The sequence below is a fragment of the Muricoprocola aceti genome (assembly GCF_025567005.1).
GTDB lineage: Bacteria > Bacillota > Clostridia > Lachnospirales > Lachnospiraceae > Marvinbryantia > Marvinbryantia aceti.
In genome coordinates this window covers 87,360-112,596 of sequence record NZ_JAOQKE010000001.1, presented here as the reverse complement: position 1 = coordinate 112,596, position 25,237 = coordinate 87,360, and the positions used below count along the sequence as shown (strand labels likewise).

The window sequence follows — 25,237 nt, the reverse complement described above, 5'->3', positions numbered from 1 at the left end:
TCTGTCCCTTCTAATGCATCATGGAAGCAAGCATTGCTGCTCCACCTGCCGGATGGTTTACTTCACAGACCATCAGTGCTTCCAGTGCCAGAAATAATATCACGCTGATGATGTTCGTAGTCTTCTTACTCATCTGTCCTTACCTCCTCTAGTAGTGTGGTTCCTCTCTGATCCAGCTGATCCAGAATGGATCGGCCCAGCTTCTTTTCGATCACTGCCCGTCCCTCTGCCAGATTCGGCACCCGGTGATGGGCTCCATGGCAGTCACTGCCAAGCACATGGGCTCTGCCCTCTTTCAGAAGCTTCAGCAATGTATGGCGATGTCTCCAGTCCAGCAGACATTCTGCATTCAGCTGTATCGTCACAGGAAGCTCCATCAGTCGCTGTACCTACTTCTTGTTGCCCGGAATCCACAGAAACCGTTCCAGATGCGCGATCATCAGATGCAGGTCTCTCTCTTTGATCAGCCTTTCCACTTCTATGAGATTCTGATCCGTCCATGGTACAAATGGCATCTCCAGCAGAAGCAGTCGTGTGCCTTCCAGAGTCAGAGCTTCGATCTCCTTCGCTCTGCTGATCCCATCAAAGAATGCCACTTCGCTTCCGAGAAGAATCTGCGGAACAGCATTCATCCCATGTTCTCTGACTGCATGAATAAAGACATCACGGGCTGTTTCTCTTTTCTTCAGGAACGTGTCGATTCTGTCCTTTGCCGCATAAAAATGCGGAGTTGCTGCCATGATGTCTATCTGTTGTGTCTGTATCTGCTCCAGCATCGCCAGTGCACTGTCAATATTCCTGGCACCGTCGTCTATACCGGGCAGGATATGTGAATGAAAATCTATAACTGCCAAACTATCATCCTCTCTGTGGCATGAAAAAGGAGCATCATTGTTCTGACGCTCCTGTAGCTCTCAAATATTCTGTCTCATCATCAGACCATTCCAATGTCATGGCAAGTCTGTCTGCAAATGCAACTGGCTGCCATTGTTACCAATCCCCCCCCCGATCGAAAATCACTTCTGTCAGAAAAGTACGGTCACTGTCAGGCCCTGTAGTTTTGCGTCATAACCTTTCGGTCATTTTGCCTTACATTCGCTTTTTAAATTAAAAATTCAAATTAAGTATATCCATATTCTGTCTAAAATGCAATAATTATTTTGTACTTATTTATATACACTTTATTTTTCTTTATGTTTTCGTTCTCTACGGTTGATCTCTTCTGTCACGTCTTCCCAGGATACCTGATATTCCGCCATCAGATCCGTCATGTGATATAGTACATCTGCTGCCTGTTTTTTCACAGCCTGATGATCAATTAACGCATCTTTCCGATCCTTTGCTTTTTCGTAGAGATGGTGAAGGGTATCCATCGGATCGATCTCATCGTATTCTTTCCGAACCAGATCACGATAAAAGCAGCTGCGATTGCCGGTATGGCAGGCAGCCCCCACCTGTACTACGTAAGCCAGAAGAGTATCGTTGTCGCAGTCTATAGACAGGCGCTTTACATACTGGAAGTGGCCGGAGGTCTCTCCCTTGATCCACAGCTCCTGACGGCTCCGGCTCCAGTAGGTCATCCGGCCGGTCTTGACCGTCTTGTCGAAGGCTTCTTCGTTCATATACGCCAGCATCAGGACTTCATTGTTGCGATAATCCTGTACGATAACAGGAATCAGGCCGTCACTGTTCAGCTTGAACTCAGACCAGGCGATGGCAGACTTCTGCTGCCGCATATTCAGCCCCTTCATCTGCAGCAGATCTTTAAGTTCAAAGAGATCTACTTCTGTATTGGAGATCACATTGCCAGAGATCCCAGATACATTCTCTTCTTTTAATAAAACATAGACTCTCTGATAATCAATGATGTCCATCAGCGGAATGCAGTTCACCGGAAGACTGCGAACCGCTTCATAGAGATGGCGGTTGTCTCCCAGAAGAATGACTTCGTCTGCATATTTCTCGATTTTGGCATTTTCTTCCTCCGGGAAAGTGAAGTCATTGATGCAGACGGCGATATGCTCTTTGCCAAACTGCTTCTGCGCCTGATGCAGGAGTTCACGATTTTCTTCCCTGGACATATTCAGGAAGACTTTGTCGCATCCCATATTCATCAGTTCTTCCATATCACGGATATCATCAATGTGGCCGCCTGCCAGGATCGGGATCTGGCTGCGACTGCACAGACATTTGATGATCCGCTGGTGAAGCCGGTGTTCTTCCTCTGACTCTGCCAGGTCGAATAAGATCAGGGCATCTGCCCCTTTATGCTCATAGTATTTTGCCAGTTCCGGAATGGAACGTTTTCCAAGAATCTGAAAATTTGTCAGTCCGGTCACGGCTTTTCCATTTTTCATAAAAATATGTGCGAGCAAATTCTTCACATTGGATTCTTTCATATTCTACAGACTTCCTTTCTCGTTTACAGACTTCCTTTTGTGGACAGCACACCGGTGATGCGCTCATCCAGACTGGTAGCCATATCCAGGGCTTTTGCAAAAGCCTTGAACGCGCACTCTGCGATGTGGTGGTTGTTCACACCGGACAGCTGCTTAAAGTGCAGGTTCATTCCTGCGGAATAAGAGATAGCATAGAAGAACTCCCGTACCATCTCGGTATCCATATCTCCGATCTTTTCACAGGTAAAGGTCAGATCTGAGCTGTAGTAAGGTCTTCCGGAGAGATCGATGGCGCACAGTACCAATGCCTCATCCATAGGCAGAATGGCCTGTCCAAAGCGACGGATGCCCCGTTTGTCACCGATGGCTTCCCTGATCGCTTCTCCCAGAACGATGCCGGTGTCTTCTATCGTATGGTGAGAATCCACCTCGATATCTCCCCGGATCTTGCCGCTTAAGTCAAATAATCCGTGCCGGGTGAACCCGTTCAGCATATGATCAAAGAAAGGGATCCCGGTTTCCAGGTCAAAGTCTCCCTGTCCGTCGATACAGAAGTTCAGACGGATCTCTGTCTCGGAAGTAAAACGTTTGATTTCTGCACTGCGTTCTGCCATGATGATGTTCCTCCTGTTCATTTGTGGCATACGCCACTGGCTTTTTTATCTTACTCGAATCTCACGTGTATGGAATTAGCATGCGCGGTCAGCTGCTCTGCCTTTGCAAATTTCTCGATGTCTTCGTGTACAGCTTCCAGTGCTTCTCTGGAGTAGTATACGATGCTGGACTTCTTTACGAAGTCATCTACATTCAGAGGCGAGAAGAATCTGGATGTACCGTTGGTCGGCAGCACATGATTCGGTCCTGCGAAGTAATCGCCCAGTGGTTCGCTGCTGTATTCTCCGATGAAGATGGCTCCTGCATTACGGATCCTGGTCATGACTTCAAATGGATTGGCTGTCACGATCTCCAGATGCTCAGATGCGATCTCATTGGCTGCGTCAATGGCATCCTGCATCGTCTCTGCCACCAGAATGTAGCCGAACTGCTCCAGGGATTTGGTGATGATGTCTTTTCTGGAAAGGACTTCCACGAATCCATCTACTTCCTCGGATACTTTCTTCGCCAGCTCCATACTGGTGGTGATCAGGATGGCAGATGCCATCTCGTCATGTTCTGCCTGGGACAGCAGGTCTGCTGCCACATATCTTGGATTGGCAGTCTCATCTGCCAGCACCAGGATCTCACTTGGTCCGGCGATGGAATCAATATTGACGAATCCGTAGACTGCTTTTTTGGCAAGAGCTACGTAGATATTGCCTGGGCCTACGATCTTATCGACTTTTTCGATGGATTCTGTACCAAATGCCAGTGCTGCGATGGCCTGTGCACCGCCTACTTTGTAGACTTCATCGGCACCTGCTTCGTTGGCTGCCACCAGAGTAGTCGGGTTGACCTTTCCTTCTGCATTGCACGGTGTGGTCATGATGATCTTGCCTACACCGGCTACTTTGGCAGGTACGATATTCATCAGTACAGAGGATGGATAGACTGCCTTGCCGCCAGGTACGTAGACACCGACTCTGGCAAGAGGTGTGATCTTCTGTCCCAGCAGGGTACCGTCCTCTTTGCTGTCGAACCAGCTGGTGCGCTTCTGCTTCTCATGATAGGAGCGGATATTCACCAGCGCCTTGCGGATCACTTCGATCAGCTCCGGATCTACCTGGGTATAAGCTTCCTCCAGTTCCTCTTTTGTTACTTTGATATTGGACGCATCGATCTTCGCATGATCGAACTTCTCGGTATATTCAAATACGGCTTCGTTTTTGCGTTTTCTTACATCATCCACGATCGCAGCTACTTTCTCTTCATAGGCGCCATAGTTGTTCGGGCTTCGTTTCAATAAATCCTCCAGGAGATTCTGCTTAGACTCCTGTGTCAGTGTTACGATTCTCATGTCTGTATGTCTCCTCTGCTTTTATAATCAATGCCAACGAATTGCTCCGTGACAGGCACGTCTTGTTTTTATGACTTCTGACTCTGGCATTTCAATTTGTTCAGGATCTCTGTAATCCGTTCGCTCTCCATCTGCATGCTCACCCGGTTCACCACAACTCTGGCTGACAGCGGGCATACTTCTTCCAGCACCTGCAAGCCATTTTCTCTTAAAGTGGAACCAGTCTCCACGATGTCTACGATCACGTCAGACAGGCCAACGATCGGCGCCAGCTCGATGGAACCGTTCAGCTTGATGATCTCTACGGTCTGGCATTTCTTATTATAAAAATATTCCTTTGCAATCCGAGGATACTTGGTGGCTACCCGGATGCGCTGCTGGTGCTTCAGAAGATCGGCTGCTTCCGCCGGTCCGCAGACGCACATACGGCATTTGCCGAAGCCCAGATCCAGTACCTCATAGAGCTTGCGGTTCTCTTCATCAATGGTGTCTTTTCCCACTACGCCGATATCCGCTGCTCCATACTCTACATAAGTCGGAACATCTGGTCCCTTTGCCAGGAAGAACTTCAGCTTCAGTTCTTCATTCACAAAAATCAGCTTTCGTGAATCGGTATCTTTCATCTCTTCGCAGGTGATACCTACCTGCTCTAAAAGTGCCAGGGTCTGCCTCGCCAGCCGGCCCTTGGTTAAAGCAAATGTCAAATATCGCATGATCTGTTTCCTCTGTTATCTATATAATACTGTATCTCGTTACCGTTGTGTAGAGTAATTTCTGTGACACAATCATGCTTATACATGATCTCTGTGTGTAATAGTTGTCCAATTCCGGCATCACAGGTATGTTTTCATCAATTTATTCAAAGCGGCCGCCTGCTCCGGTCCGAAGTCGCCGGTACATTCCTTCAGAATGACTTTTTTGCCCTGATGGCGCATGGCCATGGCCAGCTGTACCGCAACACGTTCATGAGGTGCATCGTAAGGAACGGTCAGGATCTCTTCCAGTGGCTCTGTCTCGATCTTCTGATGCTTCAGTGCCGACAGAAGTTCATCGATCACCACTACGAATCCGATGGACGGTGCATCCTTGCCAAAGTGCTTCAGCAGATTGTCATATCGACCGCCCTTGACTACGGCATCTCCGCTTCCGTAGGTATAGCCCCGGAAGAAAATACCAGTGTAATAATTATAGCGGCTAAGCATGCTTAAGTCAAAGCTGACATACTGAGCTACATCGTAGTATTCCAGAATACGGTAGATCTCTTTTAATCTCACAATGGAGGCCTGTGCCTCTTTATTCGTCGCATAGTCCATGGCTTTCTCCAGAATGTCTACCGATCCATACAGCTCCGGCAGAGCCATCAGGGCATCCCGTACTTTTCCCTGAATCTCCAGCTGGTCCAGAATGGATTCTACGCCGAAGATATTGCGGTTGGCGATGAAGTCCTTTAATCTGCCTTCAGATTCTTCGTCAATGATCACATCTTTTAAAATGCTCTTGAAGTAGTCCAGCTGGCCGATGCTAATCTGAAGCTCCTCCAGTCCTGCACTTTTCAGGCAGTCTACTACCATGGCCACAATCTCTGCATCCGCCTGCGGGGAGTCTGCTCCGATGAACTCTGCTCCCAGATGAGTGGTCTCCTTCAGTCTTCCCTGATAGCTGGAATTGTTAATAAAGGTATTTCCCTGATAGCAGAGACGGATCTCGCCTTCTTCCTGCTGAAAATACTTGGATACCGCTCTTGCGATGGACGGGGTAATGTCCGGACGCAGGACCAGAGTATTGCCCTCACGGTCAAAGAACTTGTACAGATCCTTGGATGGGGTGGTTCCTACTGACTTATTAAATACATCAAAGAACTCAAAGGTCGGTGTCTCGATATCCCGATAACCGTAACTCTTCAATACTTCATGAAGCCGGTTCTGAAGTCTTACCTTTCTCTCACACTCATCATTGTAAATGTCCCGGACTCCATCCGGCGTATGCAATAATCTCTCCATAAATACTCTCCTCGCATAATTGCTCAATACCTTCACGATTCTGAGCAATTACCCTCATTGTCACTTTCTTATAGTACAGTGCTAATTCGTTAAATTACCGTCTTATTATAAAAGCCAGTCACTCTCTTGTCAATCCCTCAGTGGTAAATCTTTTACTTGCTATTTCCGGGGTCATTCCCTTTGTCCCAGATCTTTTTGCAATCCATCCAGATACGGAACAAATATACCTTGTCTCGGTGTCAGTGTATAATCCATATTTAATTCTTCGATCCGAAAGCTTTTTCGGCCGCCAGACTCTTTACGGTTCCAGAACTCCATCATATCCCGATAAGGCAAATAATAAAATAAATCCCGGCTGCTATAATAAATCAGCAAAAATGCCACACCGCCCTGTTTTTCGAAATTAGTCATAAACCGCACCTGATGATCATGCAGATTCTGTAGTGCAAACGTGTCACTGATACATTCTTTTGCATCAAAACATACGGGGATTCCCTGTACACAACCGATATAGTCTACCGTACTTTTCTGTTCAAAATAAGCCAGGGTGATATGCCGGCTCTGTTTGTCAATCTGAATCGGTGTAATCGGCGTAGGAATCTTCTGAATCAGAGCCAGCCCTTTTTCCAGATAGATTTCATTAGAACGATTGACCAGATCTTCCAGTACAGAGCCTCGCAGGCCCCGGGAATTCCATGTTGCCATCTTATGCTTCTCCCTTCAGCACCCGCTGGAATTCCTCAGGCAATGGTGCCGTAAATGTCTGCCCTGACAAATGCGCCAGGGCTCCACCTAAGTTGTCCGGGAAGACAACTTTCTCCGCATGAAGCATCTGATGACGGATGCGGTACTGTTCTTCATAATAAAGGTTGAGCTTCCTGTCGCCGTACTTGATATCTCCCAGAATTGGATGCCCAATGCTGGCCAGATGCGCACGAATCTGATGGGAACGCCCGGTCACCAGAAGCACCTCCAGAAGGGTGATGCCACAGCTGGAATTTTCAGAACTAGCAGGCTTCGATCTGACAGAATCACACCTGACAGACAGTCGATTGGCATTCGCTCGCTGAAAGGTCACTGGAGAATATTCCGTTATAATTTTCTTTGCGCCTGGTATCTCTTCTTGAAGAATTTTCACTTTGTTCGTTTTTTCTTCTTTAAATAAATATCCCTCGATATGGCAGCTTTCCGTGATCTGCCCTGCCACACAGGCAACATAATATTTGTGCACAGATCGATCTTTTAGAATCTGTGATAATCCCTGCAAACCTGCCAGGCTTTTTCCTGCCAGTACGAGACCACTGGTATTGCGGTCCAGGCGATTGCATACGGCAGGTTTCACAATCTGCAGGCTTTCCTCTGTAATCTGCCCACTTTGCAGCAGATAGGCAATCATCTGCTCGTTGATCGAGATATCCTTCGGCTGTGCCTTTTGAGAAAGAACACCTGCTGGCTTGTTCATCAGCAGTATATGATCATCTTCATAAATGATCTGTTCTTTCTTCAAAGGAGGAATCTTCGCCCATGAACTCATCTGTTTCTGATGAGCTGACCTGGTACTGGACTGGTTACGAATGGTGCTGAACTTGCTCCAGGTATCATCACTCAGAAAAACTTTGACGCTGTCTCCAACCTGCACCAGTTCTTTTCCCACTGCTTTCTTGCTATTCAGCGTGATATTCTTTTTTCTCATCATCTTATAAAGAAAGCTGACAGGCGCAGTATTCAAATATCGCGCCAGAAGCTTGTCTAATCTCTGTCCCGCTTCGCCTGGGGACACCAGTATTTCTCGCATATTCTATTACTCCTCATGTGATGCCGAATAAATAATGCACGGTACTTGACCGCGAATTCAACTAATTTCTTCTTTTCCGGGGCTTGGTTGATTTTTTAGATTGAAATTGCCAGGATCACTGCCTTTACCAGTTCATTTCTTGTTGCATTCGGATAACGTTCATCTGGTGTGAATGGTACTTGGGCTTCTTTTTCCAGATGATCTGGATAAAGTTCGTCTACTCTGCGTAAAAACTGTTTTTGATCAGTAAAGACTTTTACATTAGATTTAAATCCATTGCCCTGTAAAATCTTCTTGATATGTTTCTCTGCGAACGCCGGATCTGCTTTTGGACTTTGGGTAAAGCCGATAATATTCAAACCACTGATTACAATACTGACAAATGGTGTGTTTTTTTCATAGGCACTGACCGTTGCCTCATAGATCACGGTCATGTCCTTCACATGAGCTGCGATTTCATCATGCTGCTGCTGGCTGATTGGCTTCTGAAGCCATATCATAATCATATTCACAGCAAATTTACTTGCTGGAAGACAGCCAAGAATGGCCACCAGTGTAAACATGTTTTTTCTTGTGTGGGTGATATAAAGTCCGGTCAGGAAGATCACAATCGGAATAGCAAACATCAAAATTGTGATGGCTACCCTCTTTTTCCTCTGACTTTTAATATATCCAAAATCCCCTTTTTGTATCTTTGCCATAAAATATGCCTTTCTTCAACTTTGATTATTCATTCTTGTGGTGCACGTTTCGGATTGTCTTTTTCTTCCTTTTTTCACCTGAACGACTGCTTTGGCCAACATCATTTACACGCCCGTTTCCATTTCTTCTGAAAGTGTCCTGCTGCCATCCGCTTCGATTGCCTGTCTGCTGACCTGCTTTTCCGCCTCGACTGCCTGTCTGCTGACTTGCTTTTCCGCCTCGACTGCCTGTCTGCTGACCTGCTTTTCCACGTCGTTCATTGAGCCCACTCTCTTTTTGTTTCTGACCGATATTTTTTCTCGGACGAATCAGACATTCAGGTCCAAAACCAATCAGATCTTCCCGATGTTCTTTTAACAGCGCCTCTTTGACCAGATCGTAGTTCTTCGGATCCCGATATTGAATCAATGCACGCTGCATGGCTTTTTCATGCGGATTTTTGGGTACATAGACCGGCTGCATGGTTCTCGGATCGACACCGGTATAGTACATACAGGTGGATATCGTGGACGGTGTTGGATAGAAGTCCTGCACCTGCTCTGGCATATAGCCCAGATCCCGCAGATATTCTGCCAGCGCGATAGCTTCCTTCAAGGTAGAACCTGGATGGGAAGACATCAGATATGGTACCAGGAACTGGTTCATGCCGTAGGCCTTGTTCAGCTTCTGATATTTTGCTACAAATCGCTGATAAACGGAATTTTCCGGTTTTCCCATTTTCTCAAGTACTGCATCAGAGATGTGCTCCGGTGCAACTTTCAGCTGGCCGCTGACATGATACTGAATAAGTTCACGGAAAAATGTGTCATCCGGATCTGCAATAAGATAGTCAAAACGAATGCCCGATCGAATAAAGACTTTCTTTACCTTTGGCAGTGCACGGAGCTTACGCAGCAGCTTCAGATAGTCAGAATGATCCACGCGCAGATTCTTGCAAGGCTTCGGGAACAGGCACTGCTTTTTCACACAGACGCCTTTTTCCAGCTGCTTTTCACAGGCTGGCTGCCGGAAGTTGGCCGTCGGGCCTCCCACATCATGGATGTATCCTTTAAAATCTTTCTCTTCTATGAACTTTTTTGCTTCACTGATCAGTGACTTGTGGCTTCTGGTCTGGATAATTCTTCCCTGATGAAATGTCAGTGCGCAGAAATTGCAGCCACCATAGCATCCCCGGTTGCTGACCAGGGAGAATTTTACTTCTTCGATCGCCGGTACGCCGCCATCTTTATCATACATCGGATGCCAGGTGCGCTGATAATCCAGTCCATAGACGATGTCCATCTCGTCCTGAGACAGTGGCTTCTGTGGTGGATTCTGCACCACGGCAATCCCGTTCGGATACTCTTCTGCCAGCCGTCTGCCACTGAATGGATCCGTGTTGCAATATTGAATGTAAAAGCTTCTTGCATAATTCATCTTGTCTTCCACCAGTGATTCGTAGGCAGGAAGCTTTGTTACATCATAGACATCCTCCAGATGGCTGGTCTTGTAAACTGTACCATCAATAAATGTAATGTCTTTGATATCAATCCCCGAATTCAGTGCATCAGCGATCTCCACAATCGACCTCTCTCCCATGCCATAGGACAACAGGTCTGCCCCGGAATCCAGCAAAACGGACCGTTTTAGGGAATCTGACCAATAATCGTAATGGGCCAGCCTGCGTAGACTGGCTTCGATACCACCGATGATGATCGGGGTCTTTTTATAGGTACGCCGTATCAGATTGCAGTAAACCACCGTTGCGTGATCCGGACGTTTTCCCATGACGCCTCCCGGTGTGAAGGCATCCGTCTTTCTTCTTTTTTTGGAAACCGAATAATGGTTCACCATAGAATCCATATTCCCACCAGATACCAGAAATCCCAGCCTCGGTTCTCCCAGTATGGTGATGCTGGTATCATCTTTCCAGTCTGGCTGTGCAATGATCCCCACAGTATAACCATTATGCTCCAGAATCCGGCTGATAACTGCATGGGCAAAAGATGGATGATCTACATAGGCATCTCCTGTCACATATACAAAATCCAGCTGTTTGATGTTGCGCTGTGCCAGATCTTTTGCTGACACAGGTAAAAATCCATTTGTCATTATTGCTCCTTTTTGTGTTCCGTTCTCTTATTCTTTCAGCTTCTCGATCTCCTCCGCAGTAAGCTGTCTGTACGCTCCTTTTTCCAGGCTTTCATCCAGCTTCAGCGTGCCCATGGAAATGCGCTTCAGATAAGTCACCTCACATCCCGCTGCATGGCACATGCGCTTTACCTGATGAAATCTTCCTTCATGAATCGTCAGCTCAATCTCACTGCTGATACCTTCCGGATCTCTCTCTAGAATCCGAAGTTCCGCCGGAAGTGTCGGCTTCTCGTCTCCAATATCCAGGCCTTGTGCAAACTGTTCACAGACATTCTCTGGCAGTATGCCGGACACTTTTGCATAGTACGTCTTTGGCACATGCCTTTTCGGTGCCAGAAGCTGATGTGCCAATGGCCCATCGTCTGTGATCAGCAGTAATCCTTCCGTGTCCTTGTCCAGACGTCCTACCGGGAACAATCGGTCTTTGATTCTGGAATCAATCAGATCCATAACCGTAGTGTCTCGATTGTCTTTTGTGGCTGTAACGCATCCCGCCGGTTTGTGCAGCAAAATATATTCATGCTTCTGACTGCTGACCATCTCACTATCTACAGAGATTATCTGTTTTTCCGGGTCGATTCTGCCATCCCCGTTCCTGGGAATCTCTCCATCTACCTGTACTCGTTTTTGCTTTATTAGCTTTTTTACCTCGCTTCTGGTGCCAAATCCTGCATTTGCAAGAAATTTATCCAATCGTTCTGTCATACTTTAAATTCTATCCCCTGTGCTTTGTATCCTTCTGCAATAATATCCAGATTCTTATGGAACCGGATCAGTTTTTCCAGATTGTCTTCCTGATAGACCTCATAGAATTCGTCCTGGATCTTGGCCACATCACGACGATTGGCGATCGCATACAGATTCTGAATGGTCATGAGAATCTCAGTCACAATATTGGACTGAATCTGTCTGGCATTCTGTGCATCCATGATCTCATTGCGTACCTCTGACATCTCACGATCCAATACCTCAATGGCATCTGCAGCATTGCTCAGTTTTTCCCGGATATGCTCTGGAATATTTTGCTTGTATTTATACTGAAGGGAATGCTCGATCGTAGACCAGAAGTTCATTCCCATAGTGCGGATCTGAATCTCTACCTTCAATGTTTTCGGTCCATTCAGAGTCTGCACCTGATAATCTACGATTATGTGATAACTTCGATAGCCACTGGTCTTCTCGTTGGTGATATAATCCTTTTCCTGCCGAACCGTCATATCCGTTCTGGAGCGTATAATCGAAACTACTTTTTCAATATCCTCTACGAACTGGCAAATGATCCGGATCCCTGCCAGATCATCCAGTTCCTGCTCCATCTGCTCCAGTTCCAGGTTCTTCTTTTTTAATTTATCCAAAATACTGGATACAGACTTCACCCGTCCAGTTACATCTTCAATCGGACAATACAGCCCTCTCGCTTTATGTTCATATTTTAAATGTTCAAACTTGGTAATCAGCTCTTTGACTGCCAGATCGTATGGATCCAGCATCTCACGCCACAGTTGTATCTTCATTGCAACCTACCTGCTTTCTGTTTCTGTATAGTGCAAAATAGTATCTGTTCCGTGGATTCATGCATATATTTTGTTCTATCACAGACTAATTCAAAATAAAGTATACCACAGACCTTTTTTCAATTCAAACGGAAAGGCATGATTTTATGAAACAGTTTATTCTGAATGCTCTGATCCTATGGTCTACTTCCCTGGTGCCATATCTGCTTCCGATTATGATCATTTCTCGATTGCTGATCGGTTCAAATCTCATCTATCGTTTTCTCCGGCCATTCTCTTTTCTATGCAAAAAAATGCTGCATCTGTCTCCTGCCGGATCCTATGCACTTCTGCTTGGGTTTTGTTGCGGCTATCCCATGGGTGTAAAGACTCTGGCCGATCTGCGCTCTGCGGATGCTATAAGTTCAGAGGAAGCTCACTATCTGACATACTTTATCAATAATGTCAGCCCGGGCTTTCTTATTGCCTGCGTGTGCCACGACCTGTTAAAGGCACCGGGCTTTGCGATTCCATGCATGGTGATGGTATATGGAGCAGCGCTGTGCTATGGAGCAGGCATATTGGCAATGCACAGACATCGCAGAGAAATGGCTGATTTTCCAGACATGACCGCTAAGACATCAGGATCTCCATATGGTAGGAAATGTTCATCTGGCCACACTACTTTTTTGACTTTTCTGGATACATCCATCGAAGACAGCATTACACAGATGCTGAAAATCGGAGGCTACATGGTTCTGTTCTCGGTACTGTCTTTTTTTGTATGCCACCTGCCAGCTCTGTCTGCGATCACCAGGGCTTCTTTGGCTGCTTTGCTGGAGATTTCCTTAGGATGTCAGCTGCTGGCAAGACTCTCTGTACCGTTATTCTGGAGATATCTTCTAATTGTCGTAACACTAACCTTCGGAGGCTTGTGCAGCGCATTCCAGTCGGCATCTTATTTAAGAAGCATTGGTTTTTCTTTAAAAAATTACATAAAAACAAAGGCCATGACAGCAGTCATTGCTCTGGGATTGTATCTGATCTATCTGTTGCCATCCATAGGCAGCGGAATATAAATTCAATGAGTCTCCGCTACTTTCCGGGGACGGGGTGGCTTCGGATACCCACCACCTGACCGCAGTCTCGACAAACATATCCGCATATGAAAAGAATCTCGATGCCAGGATACTGACATCGAGATTCTTTTCATTTATTATTCTTTCTATTATTCTTCGTTCTGATCTTCTTCATCTGCAGCCGCCAGATCTTCAGTGCTGTAGTTGCTGGTGTTCTGGGACTGTGGTGATAATTCGCTTCTGTTCTTGGTTACAATATCGTAACAGGACTGAATGGAATTGATAAAGGTGTTGTATTTTGCACTTACTGTATCGGATGCATGACTCATGATCTGTTCCAGATTAGCCAGCATATCATCGGTATAGCTGATCGCGCTCATACGAATGTTGTTAGCATCTTCTGTAGCAGAATCCAGGATCTGCTGAGCCTGCTGGCGGCTCTGATCTAACAACTGCTGAGACTGCTGTCTTGCCTCACGCATGATCTCATTCTCTTCTACCATCTGCTGCTGCTTTTCTGTTGCGTCCGCAATCAGGGCATCTGCCTTGGTCTGTGCATCTGCCAGAATTGCATCTTTATTGCTGATAATCTTCTGATATCTCTTGATCTCATCCGGAGTCTTCATACGAAGTTCTCTTAAGAGTTCTTCCAGTTCTTCCTTATTCACTACAATCTTGGTAGAAGACAGTGGCTGGAACTTACAACTATCCACATATTCTTCAATTTCTTCAATAATCTGCTCAATTCTGCTGCTCATCTTATCTCTCCTTCTTCATTAATCATTCAATACCCCTTGCAAAATCGCCTTTATCCGGCTTCTTTTGCTTATCTATGGCTTCCCGCCATCTTTCTTTTTATCTCTGATACTACTTCTTCCGGAACAAACTTTGATATGTCTCCCCCATATAAAGCCACTTCTTTGACTGTCGATGAACTCAGGTAAGCATATTCCAGACTGGTGGTCAGGAATATCGTATCAATCTCCGGATCCATGATCCTGTTCGTCTGTGCCATCTGCAGTTCATATTCAAAGTCAGTAATCGCACGCAAACCTCTGACCAGGAACTGGGCATGACATTCTTTTACAAAATCGATCGATAACCCATCAAAGGATTCTACCCGTATATTGCTGATATCCTTTGTCACTTTCTTTAGTATATTAACACGTTCTTCTACAGAAAACAACGGATTTTTTTTGTTATTCTGCAAGACTGCCACAATCAGTTCATCTACCAATGTCGCTGACCGCTTAATCACATCAAGATGTCCAAATGTTACCGGGTCAAAGCTTCCCGGGTAAACTGCTCTTTTCATGTTTTTTATTTTCCTCGCTGTATCATGCCCGTCACTGTTCGCAGTAACTCATGCATCTTTCTTTTCGATAAATACATGTGCATTTGTCTTGTATTTTTTATACTTTTTCATCTGATATCCTAAAGAATCCAGATAAGAAAAATCAGTCTGCAGGGATGCTTCGGTGATGATCACCGTGTAGTCATCTACCAGATCAGAGCCCCGTAATGCTTCCAGCACCTGTTTCTCCAGCTCGTGGTTGTAAGGCGGATCCATAAAGATGAAGTCATACGCTCCCCGTCCCCTCAGACGGCTGAGTGCCTGGAATACATCCGTCTGCATCAGTTCTGCATGTTCCTCCAGATGTGTAAACTTCAGATTCTCCCGGATACATTCGGCTGCTTTTGGAGCAGACTCAACCAGTACTGCCTCAGCCGCTCCACGGCTCAGAGCCTCGATACCGATCGCTCCACTTCCACTGAACAGATCCAGAAATCTGCACCCCGGAATATCCGTCTGTATCATATTGAACAAGGTCTCTTTAATCCGGTCGGTGGTCGGTCTGGTATCCATTCCTTCGATTGTCTTCAGATTCAGATGTTTGGCTGAACCGGCAATTACTCTCATATTTCTTTATCCTTCATTCTCGCTGATTACATAACCGGCAAGGTTGTATGCATGGTCTGAGATACGCTCCAGATTGCTGAGAATGTCCAGAAATGCCACACCACTGACCGGCTTACAAAGCTGTCTGGCCATACGGTCAATATGCTGATCTCTCAGCTCGTCTTCCATATCATCTACCCGTTCTTCGTATTTTCCTACCAGAACAGCCTGATCAATATTGCTGTTGCCAATAGCCTGTACCGCGCAGGAGAAACTGTCCTTTACCAGACTCATCATCTCAGAAAGCTCTCTCTCAGCTTCTTCTGTAAATACGATTCTGTTCTCCGGATCATCCACATTCACCAGCTCGGCAATGTTCTCTACATGATCTCCTACACGTTCAATATCGCTGACCGAATAAAACAGATTCTTGATCAGTTCATGCTGTTTCTCTGTCAGTGACAGATTCTCGATCTCAACCAGATATTCCGTAATCAGTTCTTCCATTTTATTGATTGTCTTTTCGGTGGATAATACCTTATCAATCAGAGCCTTGTCATAACTCATCACTGCCTGACAGGCATCTTTCAGATTCTCATTGGCTATCTCACCCATATGCACAACTTCTTTGATCGCATTCTCCACGGCAAAATCCGGGGATTTCAGAATACGGCGATCCAGATGACGCAGGGTTGCTTTTTCAGCGTTGTCCTCTGCTATCTGATCGGATTCTTTCTCTCTGACCACCAGACCAGACAGCTTCACAAGTCCCATGGCAAATGGGAACTGTATGATTACATCCACAATCTTGGCTCCTGTGTGGAATATAGAGATACCCACACTGTCAATCGCTGTATGCGCAAAGCCTGGCATAATACGGAACAAAATAAATCCTGCTGTTCCCAGCACAATGGCTCCGATCACATTGAAGATCAGATGAATCGCTGCTACTCTCTTGGCATTTCTCTGTGCACCAATACTGGATAATACCGCTGGCATACAGGAACCGATATCTGCTCCCAGACAGATGAACACCGCTGCACTGGTAGTAACGGCTCCACTGGTCGCTGCCAGTGTCTGAAGCACACCAACCGATGCAGAAGAGCTCTGCATGATCACCGTCACAATCAGACCTACGGCAATACCAATGAACGGATTATTTCCTACTGCCATGAATGCATTGGTAATAATCGGTGAATCCATATAGCTTTTCGCTGCGGATCCCATATAATCCAGACCGATAAACAACATACCAAGACCAATCAGAATCTCCGAAATCGTCTTCTTCTTGGATGACTTGGAAAATACAGTGATAAATACACCGATTCCAAGGATCAGTGGTGCATACAGTGATGGAGATATGGCTTTGAAGCTATCTCCCAACTGTCCCAGCGATACAATCCATGCCGTGATACAGGTACCGATATTCGCACCCATGATCACTCCAACTGCCTGTGGAAGACTCATGATACCGGCATTTACAAATCCAAGAACCATAACCGTAGTGGCCCCGCTGCTCTGTATGATCGCGGTCAGTCCCGCACCGACCAGAACAGCAACCAGACGATTGTTGGTCAGGATCCCAAGCAGCTCCTGCATCTTGCTTCCTGCGGACTTCTGAATACCGCCGGACATGGCATGCATACCATACAGGAACATTCCAAGGCCCCCGATGAACATAAATAGATTCGAGACGTCATTAATTGACATGATTTATCCCCCTGATTTTCGTATTCTGTGAACCAAAAGCCATATATCGTGCTGACACGTCACAGCTTTTGCCGTGCTGCTTCTACGTTACACGATATTTCTCCAGTCCAGATCTCCGTTGGCAAGTCCCAGCAACAGAGATTCTGCTGTGGCGATATTGGTCGCAATCGGGATATTATATTTATCGCAGCATCTGGTAATGCTGTCTATGTCGGCCTGTCTCGGGTCCTGAAGCAGAGGATTGTAAAAGAAAATGACCATATCCATATCATTCCGCTCGATCATCTCTGTGAACTGCTTATCTCCGCCGACAGCCCCTGGCAGGAACTTGTGTACTCTCAGGTTCGTCACTTCTTCAATTCTTCTTCCAGTGCCGCCTGTTGCATATAATTCATGTTTGCTGAGTATCCTTTTATAAGCAAGGCAAAAGTTCTCCATAAGGCTTTTTTTGCTGTTGTGTGCAATAAATCCTATTTTCATAGTTCCATCCCTTTCCCCATACTAACCCATATTACTTTGTCAATTATACCATCGTTTTTTTATTATGGCAAATACATTTTGTTCCGTTTCATACAACAACTGCCAGTTTAACTTTTTTTATACTCCACATACTATTCTCGCAATACAAAATTGCAAATAACCAGTACAAAGGAGGTAACAATCATGAGTAGTCGTTCATCTAATACCACAGCGGTTCCCGAGGCAAAAGGTGCATTAGACCGTTTCAAATATGAGGTGGCTAACGAACTGGGAGTTCCGCTTACCAATGGTTATAACGGAAATCTGACTTCCAAACAGAACGGTTCTGTCGGTGGTTATATGGTCAAAAAAATGATCGAAGAACAGGAAAAACAGATGAGCAGCAAATCACAGAATACCATGCAGTAATCTGTGAAAGCAGGCAGAGTAAAGGCAGGCGCCCACACGGCTCCTGCCTTTTTCTGTATCCTGCATCTCTTCTGTTCCAGGCAGACTGAAACTCCTGCTGTCAAAAGGCAATCATTAAAAAAGTGCTACATCACCTGTGATTTCGTCATTAATCACATAATAGGCCTTGCCCTCTTCCGGTTTCACATAGACGGTCACGTTCTTCATCTCAGATACTTTCTTTTTCAGTTCTTTTGTCCAGTATTCTTTGATCTTTTTCATGATCTCATCTGTAGTGATCTCATCTCCCATATACTGAACATAAATGGTCTGTTTTGCTGCCATAATTCTTCCTCCCGGCTGCTTTTTACAGCTTCTATATCATCCTGTTTCAAATCATAAGAAATATACACCTCTTTTTGGAAATTGGCAACGGCTTTTCTCTTGGTCACAAAAAGTTTGTGAATTATTTGGAGTTTTCCTTTACAGACTCAGATTTTTTAGTTCATTTCTCATATAGATTTCCAGTCGTTTTTTCAGATCCCGGTGCGGTTCCTGCAGCAGTTCCGGATCTTCTCTGCGAATTCGTTCTGCCTCTTTTCCGGCATTTTTCAGGATCTGTGCATCGGCATAGATGTCTCCGATCTTAAATTCCATGGCACCGCTCTGGCGGACTCCCAGCAATTCTCCCGGACCCCGGAGTCTCAGGTCTTCGTTAGCAATATAAAATCCGTCATTGGATCGATTCAGAATATCCAGCCGCTTCTGATTCTGTCCATTCTCGCTTCCGTTTATCATGATACAGTAGGACTGATCTCCGCCTCTTCCCACACGACCACGCAGCTGATGCAGCTGGGCCAGGCCGAAACGTTCCGCATTTTCGATCATCATCACTGTAGCATTTGGCACATTCACTCCTACCTCTACTACCGTGGTTGACACCAGCACCTGGATCTGATTCTCCAGGAATCTCTGCATGATCTCATTTTTCTCCTTTGGCTTCATCTTGCCATGTAAATATTCCACACAGATCTGAGCTGGGAGCTCAGTCTTCAGCTTCTCTGTATAAGAGATCACATCTTCTGCCTCAATCATTTCACTTTCTTCCACCATTGGACAGATCACGTAGGCCTGATGGCCTGCCTGTACTTCCTTTGTAATAAAATCATAAGCTTTTTTTCGATAAGATGTGTTCACCACGCAATTCCTGATCGGAATACGGTTGGAAGGCAGTTCATCAATGGTGGAGATCTCCAGATCGCCATAGAGGATCACTGCCAGAGTACGGGGAATCGGGGTTGCACTCATAACCATAGTGTGCGGCATTTTTCCAGCCTTTTCTCCCAGCGCTTCCCGCTGGCGTACTCCAAAGCGGTGCTGTTCATCCGTAATCACCAGACCCAGACGGTCAAATACAACCTTTTCCTGAATCACCGCATGAGTGCCGATCACCACATCTGCCTCATGCGCCGCTATCTTCTCATAAGCTGCCCGCTTTTGCTTCGCTGTCATTGATCCGGTAAGAAGCACAGCCTGAATTGGAAGTCCCTGCTGTATAGTCAGCCTGGTAAATGCTTCGTAATGCTGATTTGCCAGCACTTCGGTCGGCACCATCAATGCACTCTGCAGGTGATTTCTCGCTGCCAGTATCATAGCCAGAAATGCGATGATCGTCTTTCCGGAACCCACATCTCCCTGAATCAGACGGTTCATTGTGCTTTTTCCACTCATATCCTGCCGGATCTCTTTCCACACCTGCTGCTGTGCACCGGTCAGCTGATATCCCAGGCGGCTGATGATGTCATCCAGCGGATCTGCCTCCACAGGAAATGGATTTTCCAGCTCAGATGTCTGTTCTTTCCACGCACGAATTGCCAGAATAAATAAGAAAAATTCATCAAAGACCAGACGTTCTCTTGCCAGTTTCAGATGATGCTCATCCCTCGGAAAATGAATCTCTTCCATTGCATAGTCATATTCCGCCAGCTGGTATCTTTCCCTGACCTCTGACGGCAGAAAATCTCGGGACAGATCCACAGATTCCATGGTCTGACGGATCAGTTTGGTCAGCATATGATTGGTCACGCCCTTTGTCAGCATATAAACTGGCTGCAAGGCTTTTTGTAGTTCTTCATATTGTGCCGGCTGATAAATCTCCGGCTGATCCAGCACCAGATTAGCCCCTTTCTGGCTGATTTTTCCATAAAATACATACCATTGCCCCGGATGTACTGTGTTTTTCAGATAAGGCATACGGAACCATCTGGCCATGACAGCGCCATCCCCATCCCCAAGCTGTGCTGTGGTAATCTGCATACGCTTCACATACTGAACCGTCAGCGGCCGCAGTGCCTGTGCCAGTACCGCCACGGTCTGTCCAGACTGCAGCTTTCTGATCTGTACCGGTTCTTCAAACTTCCGATAATCCCGCGGATAATAGGTCAGCAGATCGTCCAACGTCCGGATCTCCAGCTTTTCAAATAATTTTCTGGATTTCTCCCCCACACCTTTTAAGTTGTCAATTGCAGAAAATCTATCCATCCTTTTACCCCTGAAAAAGGGTGACAGATTGCTTCTGCCACCCTGTATGTTATCCCTGTTGATTATTCCACAGACACTACGTAGTAGTAAATCGGCTGCCCGCCTTCATATACTTCTACTTCGCAGTCCGGATACTGCTCCTGAAGCTCATCGCCCAGTGCATGCGCATCCTCTTCTGTGATATCTTCTCCATAATAGACACTGATCAGTTCAGAGTCCTCATCTATCATCAGGCCAATGGTCTCTTTGGTAATCTCTGCGATGTCCTCACCAACTGCCAGAATCGAATGATCACCAATTCCCATGATATTACCCTCTTTGATCTCCTTATCATCGATATGGGTATCGCGTACCGCATAGGTAACCTGTCCGGTCTTTACCAGCGAGATCGCTTCCTTCATAGCCTCTTCGTTCTCTTCCGGTGTCTTCGCAGCATCAAAGCTGATGATCGCTGAGATACCCTGAGGAACTGTCTTAGTCGGAATCACAATGATCTTCTTGTCCTCTGTCAGTGCCTGTGCCTGATTGGCTGCAAGAATAATGTTCTTATTATTAGGGAAAATGAAAATTGTATCTGCATTCACTTCTGCGATCGCATTCAGCATATCTTCTGTACTCGGGTTCATGGTCTGCCCGCCTTCGATCAGGTAATCCACACCCAGTCCCTTAAAGATCTCGCCGATACCATCTCCGATGCTGACGGAAATAAATCCCACTTCTTTATGCGGCATGGTCTTCTTCGGCTGCTCTGCTGCCTGTGCAGCTGCCACTTTCTCAGCATCCCTGATCAGCTTCTCACGATGTTCTTCCCGCATATTGTCAATCTTCATGCGGGAAAGTTCACCATAGGTCAGCGCTCTGGTAATCGCCACACCCGGATCATTGGTATGCACATGTACTTTTACAATCTCTTCATCAGCTACTACTACGATAGAATCTCCGATGCTCTCCAGAAATGCCTTAAACTTCTGTTCTTCTTCCTGTGGCATTGGCTTCCTGGTCATAATGATAAACTCGGTACAATATCCGAACTTGATATCTGCTTCTGTTCTGGTATCTGCCTGTGCAGGCTCCCCTGTACTCTCCGGCTTCTCAATGGTATAATCCACTTCTTTTCCAAGATAAGCATCAAAAGCTCCCTTCAGTACCTGGACCAGTCCCTGTCCACCAGAATCTACCACCCCGGCTTCCTTTAATACCGGAAGCATCTCCGGTGTCTTCGCCAGGACTTCTTCTGCATACTTCAGAGAAGTCTCCAGCAGTTCTTCCATCTCCACATTCTCTGTCAGCGCAAGCTCGGTTGCCTTGTCAGCAAATCCCTTAGCTACAGTCAGAATAGTACCTTCCTTTGGCTTCATAACTGCCTTATATGCAGTAGCAACAGCCTTCTGGAACGCTTCTGTGATCGTGATCACATCGATCTCTTCTGTATCATGGATCCCCTTGGTGAATCCTCTCAGAAGCTGCGAAAGGATTACTCCTGAGTTACCTCTTGCTCCTCTCAGGGAACCGGAAGAAATGGTCCTTGCCAGCGTCTCCATGTTCACGCTCTCTAATCCTGCTACTTCTTTTGCTGCTGACATAATCGTCAGTGTCATATTCGTGCCTGTATCTCCGTCAGGAACCGGAAATACATTCAGTTCATTAATCCACTCTTTGTTTGCCTCCAGATTCTTGGCACCTGCCAGGAACATTTTTGCGCAAAGTTCGGCATTTATCGTACTTTTACCCACTTCTTGCGGTCCTCCTTAATCAATTGCTCTTACGCCATCTACATAAATGTTTAATTTATCAATCTCCATACCTGTGAATTCCTGTATACGATACTTTACATTCTCCATCAGGTTCTCGCATACTGCTGAGATACTTACTCCGTATGAAACAATCACATGAAAATCAAGGGAAATCCGGTTATCTTCCCCAATCGTTACATTGATTCCATGTTTTAAGCTGTCACGCTTAAGCAATCTTACAAGACCGTCCTTCATACTGAAAGCAGCCATTCCAACTATTCCGAAACATTCTACTGCCACACTGCCTGCATAGGTCGCTATAACATCTAAATCAATCGAAATCGAACCAAGTTCGTTATTCATACGTCCCTTCATATTTTACCTCCAGATATCATTTTCCTTGATACTCGTTTTATAGTATAACAAGTTTTCGTAAAAAAGGAAATATCTTTTTTCAATTTCTACTTGCAAAATATATTTATTTCTGTTAGAATACGATTGTTGTCAGTTCGTACACGTTAAGTATGGACGAAAAAGTAATAAGGAGGTGCTGTCATGGCTAAATGTGCAATTTGTGATAAGGGCGCTCATTTCGGAAACAACGTGAGCCACTCCCATAGAAGATCTAATAAAATGTGGAAATCCAACATCAAATCCGTTCGTGTTAAAGTTAACGGAGCTGCAAAGAAGATGTATGTATGTACTTCTTGCTTAAGATCTGGAAAAGTTGAAAGAGCTTAATGATAGAGCAGATTTAAGAGTCGCCGGCAGGGCGGCTCTTTTTTACTTTTATAGGATTTCCAGGATATAGTCTTTTTCAGCATACAAATAGATTATATCCAATCAGTAATAAAACAAAAATCAGGAGTACATTCCAGAAGGTATTTGCAATCAGTAAGGCTATCAGCATTCCCACTGATATCCAGAATAAAGTATATCCAGCAATACGCTTCATGAAGGTACTCCCTTTTTCTGTCTTATGTTATCTTATGTTGTTGTAGGAATTTTGTTACTATCCCCTGTTTACTCTTCTTTTTTCTCTGCCGTCTGCACTGCTTCAGCTTCTTTTACCGCATCTGCCGCTGCATTACCGCCACCCGATGTAAAACGGTTCACAAAGTCTGGCACCATATCAAGCACTTTGGTCAGGCCATCCTGATTCTTGATATTTACCAGCTTAGTGTTTCCATTCTGAATAACCAGCACTGCGCTTGGAGTCATCTTGCAGCCCATTCCTCCGCCACCATTATTCTTTATTTTATTGTTATCTTTTCCTTCCAGTGCTCCGGCTGCCACCCCGAAAGACACATCAATCAGTGGCAGAATAATGGTATCACCTACGGTGATTGCATCTCCTACGACTGTCTTGGAATGAATATACCCATCCATTCCTTTAAATAATGATTCTACCTTTGACTGAAAATTGTTTTCTGATGCCATGTGTATTCTCCTTTCCAATCCCTGTACTTTTATTTTTCAAATTTGTCTGTAACTCTGATACCCTTTTATGGTCTTACGAATATTCTTATCTGTCAGAAGACCGATCGCAGACTTTGCTATATGGCACAATCGTATATGTCCTTTTATCGACACGTCTCCTTCCAACATTTTTTCTTCAAAATTCCCATTGACTTCCAGATGATTTCCGGTAAATACCGCCAACACACATAGTATACCCAAAACCTGTCCGGTTGTTGCAGGATCTTCAAATCCAAATGTCAGGGCACCTTCCAGCTTCTCTGGCAATATATGTCGCAGCAGATATTTCACTTCTCTTAGAATATGGTTCTTTGCCGCCTGCGTGCAGGTACTGTTCCAGAAACTGTGATATTTCTCAACTGTCGACTGCAGGTGATCTTTGCGCTTTGAAAGATTCTTCCATGTATGACCAATACTGCTGACTTTCTGCCTGATCTGTGATGGAAGTCTGCTCAACCGTGTAGATCCATTACGCAGTTTCTGCCAGATATGATTTTTCTCATGAGTTCCTGATGTCTGTTCCGCTTCATCTGCGTCTGTTCCACCATCTTCTGTATCACTTATTTCTTGCCCAGATGTTTTTTCATCTTGTTTTGGCCCTGCCTGCTCAACGATCGGCATACATTCCGCATTCTTCGACTCTATATTCTCTTTTTCTGCTTTTATTTCTCTGACAGCCGGTTGCTCTCTGGTCTGTCTCTGCGACGGCTTCTTCCGTCTCTTTTTCTGCTTCTCAGGCTTTTTATGCAGCAAAGAATGTCCAAAGATACGAATATCCAGCTTCACCTGTTCGCCATCATAGCTGCCCGTCAGACAGATCAATCCAAAAAGCCAGGACACTTTTCCATCCGCCGAATAATCTGCTATCGTTCTCATCTGGAGCCCGGCTCTGTATCGAACGGGTACCAGAAGCACCAGAACCAGTATCAGCAGGATCAGGCCCAATATGGACAGCAGCAGAATTCCAATTATTTTTAATATGAATAATAAAATATGCAACATATCGTTCCTTTACACATTTCTTTTTCTTTGAAATGGCATCCGCCACAGGGGCTTTCTTTTTCTTATTGGATAATGAATGGCAAAGTCTTCATCCGGTCTTAGCCTGTTTCTCAGATATGGCTCTACCCGAAAAGCTCCGACTTCCTTGTGAGCATCCAGAATCATAGCTGCAGCCATCTCTGTGGCCTCGTCATAGGAATGGGTCATTCCTACAATCACCGGGCAAAGGCGGTGCATCACCGGCCAGAGCAGCTGATCTGCAGACAGGATGTCCAGCAGATTCTTCTCATTGGAAGGTAATGTGATCAGATATACGCCCGGAGTTCCCGCACCATGTTCGATCTTGTCTATGATTTTGTCCTTTTTTTCTTTTAAATCATCACTTACATATAGTCCGGTGTACCAATCCATCAGCCGTCCCCTCTATAGTCAGAAAGACCGATGAAGCTC

The 25,237-nt window shown here is 45.5% G+C and carries 27 protein-coding genes, 1 pseudogene and 1 riboswitch; of the genes and pseudogenes, 3 read left to right on the top strand and 25 right to left on the bottom strand.

Features of this window, described 5'->3' with window-relative positions:
• Positions 1-10 precede the first annotated feature (10 nt).
• The 13 genes and pseudogenes from OCV47_RS00555 to OCV47_RS00495 form a co-directional block, all read right to left on the bottom strand.
• Positions 11-133 (bottom strand): hypothetical protein, encoded by a 123-nt coding sequence (locus tag OCV47_RS00555; RefSeq protein WP_262653034.1) that lies wholly within the window; start codon positions 131-133, stop codon positions 11-13.
• Positions 126-854 (bottom strand): annotated as a pseudogene (locus tag OCV47_RS00550) (CpsB/CapC family capsule biosynthesis tyrosine phosphatase). Before OCV47_RS00550 ends, OCV47_RS00555 begins: the two are co-directional and overlap by 8 nt.
• Positions 855-972: 118 nt before the next feature.
• Positions 973-1,099: riboswitch (cyclic di-GMP riboswitch) on the bottom strand.
• 82 nt (positions 1,100-1,181) lie between these two features.
• A complete protein-coding gene (gene hisI / locus OCV47_RS00545; protein WP_262653032.1) occupies positions 1,182-2,399 on the bottom strand; it encodes a phosphoribosyl-AMP cyclohydrolase in 1,218 nt (405 codons plus the stop codon).
• A gap of 23 nt (positions 2,400-2,422) precedes the next feature.
• Positions 2,423-3,013, bottom strand: a complete 591-nt coding sequence (gene hisB / locus OCV47_RS00540; RefSeq protein WP_262653029.1) for an imidazoleglycerol-phosphate dehydratase HisB — start codon at positions 3,011-3,013, stop codon at positions 2,423-2,425.
• Between the two features lie 50 nt (positions 3,014-3,063).
• The gene (hisD, locus tag OCV47_RS00535) at positions 3,064-4,353 is read right to left on the bottom strand and encodes a histidinol dehydrogenase (protein ID WP_262653027.1); all 1,290 of its coding nucleotides are present in this window, start codon (positions 4,351-4,353) and stop codon (positions 3,064-3,066) included.
• A 68-nt stretch (positions 4,354-4,421) separates the two neighbouring features.
• On the bottom strand, positions 4,422-5,066 hold the full coding sequence (gene hisG, locus OCV47_RS00530) for an ATP phosphoribosyltransferase (protein WP_256296198.1): 645 nt from the start codon (positions 5,064-5,066) through the stop codon (positions 4,422-4,424).
• A 120-nt stretch (positions 5,067-5,186) separates the two neighbouring features.
• Positions 5,187-6,353 (bottom strand): ATP phosphoribosyltransferase regulatory subunit, encoded by a 1,167-nt coding sequence (gene hisZ / locus OCV47_RS00525; RefSeq protein WP_262653025.1) that lies wholly within the window; start codon positions 6,351-6,353, stop codon positions 5,187-5,189.
• Between the two features lie 171 nt (positions 6,354-6,524).
• Complete coding sequence (locus tag OCV47_RS00520) at positions 6,525-7,058, bottom strand: Holliday junction resolvase RecU (RefSeq protein ID WP_262653024.1); 534 nt, start codon at positions 7,056-7,058, stop codon at positions 6,525-6,527.
• A gap of 1 nt (position 7,059) precedes the next feature.
• Positions 7,060-8,148 carry an RluA family pseudouridine synthase gene (locus OCV47_RS00515; RefSeq protein WP_262653023.1) on the bottom strand — a complete coding sequence of 363 codons (1,089 nt, stop codon included), beginning with the start codon at positions 8,146-8,148 and terminating at the stop codon, positions 7,060-7,062.
• Positions 8,149-8,243: 95 nt separating this feature from the next.
• Complete coding sequence (locus tag OCV47_RS00510) at positions 8,244-8,849, bottom strand: hypothetical protein (RefSeq protein ID WP_262653021.1); 606 nt, start codon at positions 8,847-8,849, stop codon at positions 8,244-8,246.
• A gap of 25 nt (positions 8,850-8,874) precedes the next feature.
• On the bottom strand, positions 8,875-10,941 hold the full coding sequence (locus OCV47_RS00505; protein ID WP_262653020.1) for a YgiQ family radical SAM protein: 2,067 nt from the start codon (positions 10,939-10,941) through the stop codon (positions 8,875-8,877).
• A 27-nt stretch (positions 10,942-10,968) separates the two neighbouring features.
• Complete coding sequence (locus OCV47_RS00500; protein WP_262653018.1) at positions 10,969-11,688, bottom strand: pseudouridine synthase; 720 nt, start codon at positions 11,686-11,688, stop codon at positions 10,969-10,971.
• Complete coding sequence (locus OCV47_RS00495; protein WP_262653016.1) at positions 11,685-12,497, bottom strand: GTP pyrophosphokinase; 813 nt, start codon at positions 12,495-12,497, stop codon at positions 11,685-11,687. Before OCV47_RS00495 ends, OCV47_RS00500 begins: the two co-directional genes overlap by 4 nt.
• 146 nt (positions 12,498-12,643) lie before the next feature.
• Here OCV47_RS00495 and OCV47_RS00490 point away from each other — a divergent pair, with 146 nt between their 5' ends.
• The gene (locus OCV47_RS00490; protein WP_262653015.1) at positions 12,644-13,555 is read left to right on the top strand and encodes a hypothetical protein; all 912 of its coding nucleotides are present in this window, start codon (positions 12,644-12,646) and stop codon (positions 13,553-13,555) included.
• Between the two features lie 149 nt (positions 13,556-13,704).
• Here the strand turns inward: OCV47_RS00490 and OCV47_RS00485 are convergent, their stop codons facing one another.
• The 5 genes from OCV47_RS00485 to OCV47_RS00465 all read right to left on the bottom strand — a co-directional run bounded on the left by OCV47_RS00485 (position 13,705) and on the right by OCV47_RS00465 (position 17,645).
• The gene (locus OCV47_RS00485) at positions 13,705-14,313 is read right to left on the bottom strand and encodes an ATPase (protein ID WP_256296174.1); all 609 of its coding nucleotides are present in this window, start codon (positions 14,311-14,313) and stop codon (positions 13,705-13,707) included.
• Positions 14,314-14,381: 68 nt separating this feature from the next.
• Positions 14,382-14,870, bottom strand: a complete 489-nt coding sequence (coaD, locus tag OCV47_RS00480) for a pantetheine-phosphate adenylyltransferase (RefSeq protein ID WP_262653013.1) — start codon at positions 14,868-14,870, stop codon at positions 14,382-14,384.
• 48 nt (positions 14,871-14,918) lie between these two features.
• Positions 14,919-15,476, bottom strand: a complete 558-nt coding sequence (gene rsmD / locus OCV47_RS00475) for a 16S rRNA (guanine(966)-N(2))-methyltransferase RsmD (protein ID WP_262653011.1) — start codon at positions 15,474-15,476, stop codon at positions 14,919-14,921.
• A gap of 6 nt (positions 15,477-15,482) precedes the next feature.
• Positions 15,483-17,165 (bottom strand): Na/Pi cotransporter family protein, encoded by a 1,683-nt coding sequence (locus OCV47_RS00470; protein WP_262653009.1) that lies wholly within the window; start codon positions 17,163-17,165, stop codon positions 15,483-15,485.
• 87 nt (positions 17,166-17,252) lie between these two features.
• Positions 17,253-17,645: a methylglyoxal synthase gene (locus OCV47_RS00465; protein WP_117449587.1), complete on the bottom strand. Its 393-nt coding sequence runs from the start codon at positions 17,643-17,645 to the stop codon at positions 17,253-17,255.
• A gap of 183 nt (positions 17,646-17,828) precedes the next feature.
• Here OCV47_RS00465 and OCV47_RS00460 point away from each other — a divergent pair, with 183 nt between their 5' ends.
• Positions 17,829-18,053, top strand: coding sequence for an alpha/beta-type small acid-soluble spore protein (locus tag OCV47_RS00460; protein ID WP_117449586.1), 225 nt, complete (start codon positions 17,829-17,831; stop codon positions 18,051-18,053).
• A gap of 114 nt (positions 18,054-18,167) precedes the next feature.
• On the opposite strand, the gene OCV47_RS00455 is transcribed toward OCV47_RS00460, so the two are convergent.
• From OCV47_RS00455 to OCV47_RS00440, 4 genes are all read right to left on the bottom strand, one after another.
• Positions 18,168-18,377: a DUF6465 family protein gene (locus OCV47_RS00455; RefSeq protein WP_262653006.1), complete on the bottom strand. Its 210-nt coding sequence runs from the start codon at positions 18,375-18,377 to the stop codon at positions 18,168-18,170.
• Between the two features lie 138 nt (positions 18,378-18,515).
• Complete coding sequence (recG, locus tag OCV47_RS00450) at positions 18,516-20,573, bottom strand: ATP-dependent DNA helicase RecG (protein WP_256296165.1); 2,058 nt, start codon at positions 20,571-20,573, stop codon at positions 18,516-18,518.
• A 62-nt stretch (positions 20,574-20,635) separates the two neighbouring features.
• Positions 20,636-22,306, bottom strand: a complete 1,671-nt coding sequence (locus OCV47_RS00445; RefSeq protein WP_262653003.1) for a DAK2 domain-containing protein — start codon at positions 22,304-22,306, stop codon at positions 20,636-20,638.
• Between the two features lie 15 nt (positions 22,307-22,321).
• Entirely contained in the window at positions 22,322-22,681 is a 360-nt protein-coding gene (locus OCV47_RS00440) for an Asp23/Gls24 family envelope stress response protein (RefSeq protein WP_117449583.1), read from the bottom strand.
• Between the two features lie 180 nt (positions 22,682-22,861).
• On the opposite strand from OCV47_RS00440, the gene rpmB reads away from it, so the two are divergent.
• Entirely contained in the window at positions 22,862-23,047 is a 186-nt protein-coding gene (gene rpmB, locus OCV47_RS00435; protein ID WP_117449582.1) for a 50S ribosomal protein L28, read from the top strand.
• A 282-nt stretch (positions 23,048-23,329) separates the two neighbouring features.
• Here the strand turns inward: rpmB and OCV47_RS00430 are convergent, their stop codons facing one another.
• Genes OCV47_RS00430 through OCV47_RS00420 form a run of 3 tightly spaced genes read right to left on the bottom strand, consistent with a single transcriptional unit; the run spans position 23,330 to position 25,198 of the window.
• The gene (locus OCV47_RS00430; protein ID WP_117449581.1) at positions 23,330-23,746 is read right to left on the bottom strand and encodes a GerW family sporulation protein; all 417 of its coding nucleotides are present in this window, start codon (positions 23,744-23,746) and stop codon (positions 23,330-23,332) included.
• A gap of 36 nt (positions 23,747-23,782) precedes the next feature.
• Complete coding sequence (locus OCV47_RS00425) at positions 23,783-24,787, bottom strand: DUF2953 domain-containing protein (protein WP_262652998.1); 1,005 nt, start codon at positions 24,785-24,787, stop codon at positions 23,783-23,785.
• 9 nt (positions 24,788-24,796) lie between these two features.
• Complete coding sequence (locus OCV47_RS00420) at positions 24,797-25,198, bottom strand: hypothetical protein (RefSeq protein WP_256296156.1); 402 nt, start codon at positions 25,196-25,198, stop codon at positions 24,797-24,799.
• Positions 25,199-25,237: the final 39 nt, after the last annotated feature.